A 9,047-nucleotide genomic window follows, 5' to 3' on the forward strand; every position below is an offset into this window, starting at 1 on the left:
ATTCGTTTTTCGAGGGCAAAACCGGACAGATTTTTGGACTTTTTTCAATAATTGTGTGATTTGGGGTGTATTACTAGCATGAACGAACTTTTCAGTTAGTTTTTCAGCCTTGATATTCTGTGATGATCTATTGACACTATGACCCCCAACCTTCTCATTATCAAGCAGGAATTTAGGGGCTTGTTGCGGGTAATCTTTGAGGCGTAAACGTCGTTGGGCTCCAAAGAATGTGGAAGGCAGGCCGAAAATATGGCACATGAATATCCGGTGACATTAACGTGGTCGGGCGGACGTGATGGTAAGGGTGAAATCGTACTTGAGAATGGGATAAAAGTTCCCATTTCGATAGGCAAATCCCTCGGAGGTCTTGGAGAAGGCAGCAACCCCGAAGAGCTTTTGACCACTGCGGTCGGAGCCTGTTATGTAATGACCTTTGGGCTTGTCGCTTCGAACCGAAAGCTCCCTGTGGAATCGCTTTCAGTGCAGGTAAGCGGCACACTCGAAGGCGCCCTAACGGATTTGAAGTTCACCAAAATTCTAATTCGACCGAAAATACGAGCCAATTCGCCTACACCTGAACAGCGGGAGACGATAATGCAAACCGCCCATAAGGCAGAACAGCTTTGCATCATATCCCGCACTTTGAGGGGCAACGTCGAAATTATTGTTGAACCCGAAATTGAGGAGGTCTGAAATGCGTCGTCGCCTAATTGCCGGCAACTGGAAAATGAACTTAACCATCCCCGAAGGCATCGCTTTAGTGGATGCGATTATACGAAGAGTCAAAATGCGCCCTGACGTTGAAGTGGTCGTATGCCCACCCTTCACGAGCCTGAGCGCTGTTTATGAAGAAATAAAAAGCACCACCATCACCCTTGGCGCCCAAAACATGTTTTGGAAGGATTCGGGAGCCTTTACCGGTCAGGTTTCTCCCCCCATGTTGGTTTCCACGGGATGCACTTATGTTATTCTCGGCCACTCCGAAACACGCGGTCGTTTTGGTACGTCTGATGAGACGGTTGATAATAACCTGGGCTATTTCTCCGATACCGATGTGACCATAAATTTAAAAGTTAAAGCTGCGCTTTATCACAACCTAAAGCCAATTCTCTGCTGCGGCGAAACGCTTGCTGAGCGAGAAGCAGGGAATACCGATTCGGTAATTGCCAACCAGATATCCAACGGATTAGCCGGAATTGAAGCGGTTGAAGCGTTTGATATGGTCGTTGCTTACGAGCCGGTGTGGGCAATTGGAACCGGCAAGGTTTGCGAACTTTCTGAAGCTCAGCGAGTATGCGCGCTGGTTCGTCAACAGCTCAAAGCAGTCTTCAACGAGGAAGCGGCTGAGAAAATCCGCGTTCTTTATGGAGGCAGCGTCAAGGGCAGCAACGCCGCCCAGCTTCTCAAAGAGCCTGATATTGACGGTGCTCTTGTAGGCGGAGCAAGTCTAGATGCCGATGAGTTCAAAGCAATTATTGCGAGTATCTAATCAGCACATATGCAACAGGGGGTCTGGCTAAGCCAGACCCCCTGTTTGTTTATTTCGATGGTTTGGCGGTTGAAACCGCAGCTGATATTGGCGAAGTCCACCTTCGTGGACTCTTCCGAATAGTCCGCGTAGGCGGACTTTGCTATCAATAGCCGCGAATTTATTCGCCAGGCAACGTAACATTTGAGTTTTTAGACAACGCCCTTAGCCAGACCCCCTGTTTGTTTAATTCGAAGGCTTGGCGGTTGAAACCGCAGCTGATATTGGCGAAGTCCACCTTCGTGGACTCTTCCGAATAGTCCGCGTAGGCGGACTTTGCTATCAATAGCCGCGAATTTATTCGCCAGGCAACGTAACATTTGAGTTTTTAGACAACGCCCTAAGCCAGGCCCCCTGTTTGTTTATTTCGATGGCTTGGAGTTATCTTTTAAGTAGTCCCCAACATCTGCCTTGCGTGCTCAAGGGCAGAGTCGGTGAGCTTTTCGCCGCCGATCATTCTGGCGATCTCACCCACTCGCTCCTCCCCGGCAACCGGAGTTGCATGAACTTGTGTGTGACCATCGCGGATGAGCTTTTCTAATCGAACGTGCGCGTCACCTTGGCTGGCAATCTGCGGCAGATGGGTAATGCAGAGGATTTGGGCATATTGGGAGAGTTCGGCTAGTTTTCGCCCAACCACGGCTGCGGTCCGTCCGCCCAATCCAGAATCGACTTCATCGAAAATAAGGGTTGGAATTTGAGCGTTCCCTGCCATCACGCACTTGATAGCCAGCATGACGCGTGAAATCTCACCGCCTGATGCAATCTTCGCTAAAGGCCGAGGGGGTTCGCCAGGGTTTGGGGCGATAAAGAATTCGACTTTATCCCCACCCGTCGTGTCGATGGGTTTTGGCGTTATAGAAACGCTAAATTCGGCTCGCTCCATCGCTAGTTGACGTATTTGCCCTTCGACTTGCAGCCCAAAGCCCTCAGCGCCTTTTTTACGCATTGCTGTTAGCTTAGCCGCATCGTCTTTAAGCTTTTGGCGAGTATCGGTCATCGTTGCTTTTAGTTCTTCCGAACGCTCTTCAAAATGGGTGAGATTTACAAGTTTTTGCTCGACCTCTACCCCAAAAGCGATGACTTCCTCGATCGTCTTGCCGTATTTACGCATGAGCTTTTTGATAGTATCCAGGCGGGCGTTGATTTCTTCGAGACGTTCGGGGCTGAATTCGATGGTTTCAGTATATTGCCGAAGCTGTGCGACTGCTTCTTCGGCTGAATAGAGGGCTGTTTTTATCAGTTCGAGTGTCGGAGCAAGGCTGGTGTCGATTGCGGCAGCATCTTCGATATTTGCGAGGGCATCCGATAAGCGGTCTCTTGCGCTTTGTTCCGCAACGCCTAGGATAGAACGCCCTTTTGAGGTTGATGCGTACAGTTTTTCAGCATGTGCAAGCCGAATCTGTTCAAAGGCAAGCGCTTCCTCTTCATCAGGGCTTAGACGAGCGCCTTGTATCTCTTCAACTTGAAATTTGTATAGCTCGATGAGATGCTCTCGATCACGTGATTGGGTTCCAAGAAGGTCCAGTTCGCGCTGCATTGCATTTAGTTGTTCGACTTGTGAAGCAATACTCGCCCGATGCGTTTGCGCATCCTTACCGAGCCAGGCATCGAGAAATTCGACGTGCCGTTCAGGGTGAAGCAGCGATTGATGTTCATGTTGGCCGTGAAGATCAACCAGGGCATCACCGATCCGTTTTAAGGATACCGCTGGGATGGGACGTCCGTTAATTCGTGAGATTGAGCGGCCGCCTGCTGAGACTTCACGATTGATTAGTAGAAGATTATCTTCAATCTCGATGCCGAGTTCTTCCAATAAGGGCTTTAAAGTCGTAGTATCACTGATATCGAATACTGCGCTAACAACTGCGCGTTCGGCTCCTGAACGCACGATGCTCACATCCGATCGTTCCCCTAAAACAAGGCCGATGGCATCGATAAGCAGCGATTTCCCCGCCCCCGTTTCCCCCGTAAGGACGCAAAATCGCGATTCAAACGGCAACCGTATCCGTTCAATCACCGCAAAGTCTTCAACTGAAAGTTCGATTAGCATTTTTAAATTTAGCAGTTAGCTCAATCCTCTATTCGGACACCGTAGAGGAGGCGGCTGCTTAGTTTGGATAGGAAATCGGTTGATGTGAATGTGATTAGGTGGGCATTTTTGTTAGATTTGCGCACTCGGACATCATCGAATGTTTGGAATTTAAGGTGAATTTGACCATCGGCCAAGAGGGAGGCTTGTCCACCAGATTCGACCTTTAATTTTATTTCTGCTTCTGGGCGGAGGACTAAGGGGCGTGCGCCTAGAGCATGCGGGGAAACTGCCGTAACAATCATTGCCCGCATCGTAGGTTCAAGAATAGGCCCACCGGCTGATAGGTTATAAGCGGTAGAGCCAGTTGGGGTCGCAACAATCACACCATCAGCGGGAAATGACACGAACTGATGGTCATCGATCGATACTCCGAGAGTGAGCATTCCGCCAGCCGCTTCACGATGAAGTACAATTTCATTAAGTGCGATCGCTTTGTCAATGATTTCGCCATTACGAAGCGTCTGGCATTCTATCATCATCCGCTGCTCGAGGATATATTCCTTATCGAAATAACTCGCCAATCCCATTTCGAGATTTTGCGGGCTTAGGGAGGCCATGAACCCAAAACGTCCGAGGTTAATCCCTAAAACGGGCGTTTCATTTGTTGAAGCCAGATGGACAGCGCGAAGGATTGTGCCGTCGCCACCTAAAGCCAGGACCAAATCGGCTTGACCGAGTATCGAATCTTCATCGGCCAGATCATCGGCAGGGAGCTTTTGAGCATCCGAAGAAATAATCTTAACTTCCGCCCCATATTGGCGCAGCCATTTTACCGCCCTATCTGCAAGCGGCCGAGCTTCAGGCTTGACCGCATTGACAAGAATACTGACGCGTGTCATGTGGTTACTTTCTTTGGCGGTGGTTTGGCGAATCTATTCAAATTGCGTTTTGCGTCTTTATTATTTGGATCGATCTGGAGCGCTTTGCGATATTGTTCTAGAGCAAGATTGAGTTTGCCCTGTTTTTCAAAAGCAGCGCCAAGGTTGTTATAGGCGGGAGCATAATTAGCATTAACGCTAATCGCCTGATTGTAAGATTTTACAGCGTTGGCATAATCTTTCAGCTTGAAGTAGTCCAAACCAAGGTTGTTATAGGCTTCAGCAGTTTGCAGTGTGGTTGACGCTGACATATAATGTGGCAAAGCGCCTTTAAAGTCTTTTTGGCTGAAGAGATAGTTGGCATAGGCCAGCCGCACATCTCCGCGTGCAGGAGCCATCAAGATGACTTCTTTCCACAATTCCGCTGCGCGAGCCATTTTCTTTTGCTTTGCAACCGCGGCGGCGAGGTTAATTCGGATGTCAACTGATTTAGGGTTAAGCTCTAATGCCTTCGTAAAGTGAGTTTCAGCGGCGGCATATTGCCCTTGACGAGTCTGTAGAACTCCCAAATTCACATGTGTATCTACATCATCGGGCTTCAATTCGGCTGCTTTCTCAAACGCGGTAGCCGCATTCTTAAACTCTCTTAGGCTCATTTGAAGGACGCCGAGATTATAGAAGGCGACGGCATTGTCGGGCTGTTTTTCGATTACTTTCTTGAGAGCAACGATTGCCTGAGCTTTTTGGTCGCAGTTTGAATAAGCTTCGCTTAGTGAGAGCCAAGTCGATGCGCTTGCGGGATCGAGATTAACTGCCTTTTGAAGAGCAAAGGCTGCCGGCTGCCACTTTTTAAGCCGCAATAGGGCAGAGCCATAATTCTGCCAAAAAAGAACATTATCGGGTTTAAGGCGAGTTGCGGCTTCATAGTGAGTCAGGGCTTCAGTTGGTTTACCGGAACTCTGAAGCGCAAAACCAAGATTGTTTTCTGTAAACGGATCGTTTGGTTTATACTTCAGAGCATTCTTATACGCAGCAACCGCATCGTCATACTTTTTTTGTTTGACGTAAACGTTGGCGATGTTGTAGTAAACATCCGGCGAGTCGGGTTTAAGTTTGATGGCGGCATTATATTGTTCCAAAGCTTCTACCAATTGATCAGAGTAGAGATAGGCAGTACCCAGGTTATTGTGGGTTTCGGGATCATTATCAAGCGCAGCTACTGCCTGCTGTAGCAAAGGCAGCGCTTCTGTCACTTTATTTTGTTTCAAATAAATAAATCCCAACCATCTGGCAATAACTGCATCTTTTGGCTTTTCAGCGCGCAGTTCCGACAGGATTTTGGCCGCATCTTCGAGATGTCCCTGTTGATATAACTGCACCGCTTCATTTATTCTTTGATTTTGTCCAAATGCTGCGCTAATAAATATAACGCTAATTACGATGGCTACTAATAGTCGATGAAACATTGTCTGCCTCCTTTTCAAATTCTATTTTACCCGTAGATAGGACTTCTCTTAGCCTTAAAGTGAAGTTCGATGTCTAAACCCACTTTTCCTGCACAATAATTGGATAATTTTTATTAGACAAAAACTCCTAGCCTCTAGCTAAATAGGGGCAATAATGGCAAATGTAATCGGCTCGCGATTTACGGGGTTGGAAAGTGAAAAGTGATAAGATAATTACCAGTTTTTTATAAAAATGTCCAATAACCTCATCAAAATACGTGTTTCTAGCGTATAGTATAAAAGTTGAATACTAAAAAACAACCAACCTGTACGTATTTTAATTTCTTTAGGGAAAGCGAGTGAGGAATTATGAGAAACACAAGATTGTCACCCTATTCGCGTGTAAGAATCCGAAATCGTCGTGGTGCGATGCTCATTCTTTTCACCTTAGTTCTCTTTGTCTTGCTGGGGGTCTGCGCGCTTGTTATTGATTTAGGGGTCGCGTATGTTGCTGCTGGGCAGCTACAGAATATTGCAGATGCCGCTGCATTAGCTGGTGCGGGAAAACTTCGCGAAGGACTCGATCTTGATGCAGCCAAAAATGAAGCAATAAGCATTGCCGCAGCCAATAAAGTTTTAGGGGTTTCACAGACATTGCCTAAAGTAGATGTCATAGTTGGCAGCTGGGATGCAACCTCTGGCAAAGTCATACCTTTGGTTGAGACGAGCGGTGAGTATGCAATCCAAGTGACAGTCCGTCGCACTCAAGGTTCTGCGAATGGTCCCATATCTACGTTCTTCGCTAAGATATGGGGCAAAGACTCTATAGACGTTACTCGTAGCGCTATTGCCGGTCTTCAAGTTCGTGAGCAACAAAGAGCACCTTTGAAATTTATGATCGTTCAGGACGGATCATCATCATTCCAAGGCGCTTGGTCAAAGGCAGTTGAAGCGGACGGGGAGTTACTGAAGCTGGTAAATAGTGTATCACTTGATGGTGACGCCGCAGGAATAGTGACTTTCAATGCAAAGCTTCCGGATTCGTATTTACCTTCCAACTTATACAGAACTTATCCAGTGATGAATAAAGGTATTAAATATGTTACGGATAAGAACGGTGTCCCTTTTAAGTCGAATGAGCAAGGAGCCTCTGACCCGAACGGGCAGTACAGATCTATGGCTGGTGGTCTGACTGCTTTCATCCCTAGCAATCATTCTGTATTACCTCTAGGTCTCGACAATAACAGCAAACTAACAGTGAATGGAAATGCATGGGGGGATACTGATACATCTGCTGGCTTAAACTATGCTATTGATCAAATGATATCTCAGCCCGGCTCTAACGCTAGCAAGGTTATAGTATTGGTTAGTGACGGTATGCCGCATAGCGTCGGTGGCACGTCCAGCACTACGGCTTTCAAACTGGCCGCCATCGCCGCGGCTGACAGAGCCAAAACAGCAGGTATACGAATTCACACCGTCACGTTAGAGGGCACAAACGGCGCAAATTTTGATTTCAATGAAGGATTGATCCGCAACGGAGGGGCAGCGCTGCGAGCGTCGAGTGCGGATGACCTGAAAAGACTGCTAATCGGGGTAGGCACAATCGAGATAGGACGCCCAAAACTGCTCAAGTAATTAGGGATTGTAACACGCCGTCCATAGCCTGACCAATGTGTTCATTGTATATTCTTCATCGATCTTGTCGGGTTCGGTGTTCGAAGGCGGCAATCGTAACATTTTATCTTTAATGCAAGTCCGTTAATGTAAACGCAAAGTTGGGCATGTTCTTAAGTGAACTTAAAAAGCCAACCGAGATAACTCGGTAGGCTTTTTTTCGTCGCATTTTATTGTTGTGTGGTATGATTGCGCAAGCTGCAATTTGAGGTGAGAAATAGTATGTTTAATGGAGAAAAAGCGCTCGAACACGTAAGGGTTATGGTAAAGGAAATCGGCTCGCGATTTGCCGGGTTGGAGAGCGAAAAGCGGGCTGCTGATTATATTTTGAAGTGTTTTCAGGAGTTTGGTTATACCAACGCTCAATTCCAGCCGTTCCCGCTGGAATTGGACGAAGTTTGGGATATGAAACTTTCTGTCGATGGTTTGGGTGAGGTGCCATGTCTTCCCATCTTAGGCTCAGACGATTGCCCTGATGGGGTGTCAGGTCCGATTTATTATATAGAAGGTAATAACCTGGCTGATTTAGAGACTACTGGGCATGGCAAAATTCTATTAATGGAGGGGGAACTTGAAAGCAGTAGAGGCGAGCAATATCAAACAATAATCGCTTGCCGACCGGCCGCGCTCATTATGATGAACGCCGACCCCAATAACCCTCCACGCTCCATAGATATCTTCCCTGAGCGACGTAGGCTTTTTGGCAGTTTGACATTAGCTCAAATTGACTATCACGAAGGCCAAAAACTTCGCGAACTCAACGGAACAACCGCTCATCTTTCGCTTCGTTCAAGTTGTAAAACCGCCACTGCCTATAATGTCATCTGCGAAATCGAAGGGTCGGAGCATCCTGATGAAATCATCACTATCTGCGGCCATTTCGATACCGTTCTATGCGGGCCCGGCGCCATCGATAATGCCGCCGGAGCCTCTATTGTGATGGAGCTAGCTCGCATCTTCAAGCATCACGGCTCAAAACGAACGCTTAGGTTCATCGCCATCAGCGGTGAGGAGCAGGGCTTGAGAGGAAGCAGTTTTTACGTTCGCGAACTTCTAAAAGGCGACCGTCCCGAACTCGATAAGCACGTCTTAGCCCTCAACATCGACATCCAGGGCGCGATGCCCGGTTCAAGTTCGGGATGGGTGATTGGACCTCAGGATATGTTTGCGTCAATTCGTTTGCTTTCCGCCGAACTGGACGCAGAAACCCCTGCTGTTGACGGCATTTATAGCTCGGATGGCCTGCCTTTTAGCGGTATAGGGATTCCATCAGTCACATGGAGCCGTGGCGGAGGTGAAGGATGCTGCGGACATACCACAACTGATCGTTTCGAATGTGTCAAAGCCGAAGGTTTAGCCGCCTCAGGTGTTTTCATAGAACAATGGATGCGGCGCTATGTCACCGATTCGATTATTTACCCCTTCGAGCGCACTGTCCCCGAAGAGAAGCTGAAGAATATCTCAGACTACTTCAAAGTCAGAGA

At 47.7% G+C, this 9,047-nt stretch carries 7 protein-coding genes; 4 read left to right on the forward strand and 3 right to left on the reverse strand.

Translation table 11 applies throughout. From position 1 onward, the window contains the following. Positions 1-249: 249 nt before the first annotated feature. Positions 250-693 carry an OsmC family protein gene (locus WCO51_05940; GenBank protein ID MEI6512799.1) on the forward strand — a complete coding sequence of 148 codons (444 nt, stop codon included), beginning with the start codon at positions 250-252 and terminating at the stop codon, positions 691-693. A 1-nt stretch (position 694) separates the two neighbouring features. Next, entirely contained in the window at positions 695-1,489 is a 795-nt protein-coding gene (tpiA, locus tag WCO51_05945; protein ID MEI6512800.1) for a triose-phosphate isomerase, read from the forward strand. Between the two features lie 427 nt (positions 1,490-1,916). Here the strand turns inward: tpiA and recN are convergent, their stop codons facing one another. The 3 genes from recN to WCO51_05960 are packed head-to-tail and all read right to left on the reverse strand — an operon-like array spanning position 1,917 to position 5,907. Beyond that, positions 1,917-3,581, reverse strand: a complete 1,665-nt coding sequence (gene recN, locus WCO51_05950) for a DNA repair protein RecN (GenBank protein MEI6512801.1) — start codon at positions 3,579-3,581, stop codon at positions 1,917-1,919. A gap of 20 nt (positions 3,582-3,601) precedes the next feature. Next, on the reverse strand, positions 3,602-4,462 hold the full coding sequence (locus WCO51_05955; GenBank protein ID MEI6512802.1) for an NAD(+)/NADH kinase: 861 nt from the start codon (positions 4,460-4,462) through the stop codon (positions 3,602-3,604). Continuing rightward, the gene (locus WCO51_05960; protein MEI6512803.1) at positions 4,459-5,907 is read right to left on the reverse strand and encodes a tetratricopeptide repeat protein; all 1,449 of its coding nucleotides are present in this window, start codon (positions 5,905-5,907) and stop codon (positions 4,459-4,461) included. The genes WCO51_05955 and WCO51_05960 overlap by 4 nt, the downstream gene beginning before the upstream one ends. 348 nt (positions 5,908-6,255) lie before the next feature. On the opposite strand from WCO51_05960, the gene WCO51_05965 reads away from it, so the two are divergent. Both WCO51_05965 and WCO51_05970 read left to right on the forward strand, forming a co-directional pair. Beyond that, positions 6,256-7,524 (forward strand): vWA domain-containing protein, encoded by a 1,269-nt coding sequence (locus tag WCO51_05965; GenBank protein ID MEI6512804.1) that lies wholly within the window; start codon positions 6,256-6,258, stop codon positions 7,522-7,524. Between the two features lie 261 nt (positions 7,525-7,785). Further along, the coding region (locus WCO51_05970) for a M28 family peptidase (protein ID MEI6512805.1) at positions 7,786-9,047 on the forward strand (1,262 nt) is incomplete at its 3' end.

The organism is bacterium, from assembly GCA_037131655.1.
Classification (GTDB): domain Bacteria; phylum Armatimonadota; class Fimbriimonadia; order Fimbriimonadales; family JBAXQP01; genus JBAXQP01.

Excerpts from the sequence above, each read along its gene's own strand:
- tpiA (MEI6512800.1), top strand. The coding sequence starts at position 695 with ATGCGTCGTCGCCTAATTGCCGGCAACTGGAAAATGAACTTAACCATC.
- recN (MEI6512801.1), bottom strand. The coding sequence starts at position 3,581 with ATGCTAATCGAACTTTCAGTTGAAGACTTTGCGGTGATTGAACGGATA.
- WCO51_05965 (MEI6512804.1), top strand. The coding sequence starts at position 6,256 with ATGAGAAACACAAGATTGTCACCCTATTCGCGTGTAAGAATCCGAAAT.
- WCO51_05940 (MEI6512799.1), top strand. The coding sequence starts at position 250 with ATGGCACATGAATATCCGGTGACATTAACGTGGTCGGGCGGACGTGAT.
- WCO51_05955 (MEI6512802.1), bottom strand. The coding sequence starts at position 4,462 with ATGACACGCGTCAGTATTCTTGTCAATGCGGTCAAGCCTGAAGCTCGG.
- WCO51_05960 (MEI6512803.1), bottom strand. The coding sequence starts at position 5,907 with ATGTTTCATCGACTATTAGTAGCCATCGTAATTAGCGTTATATTTATT.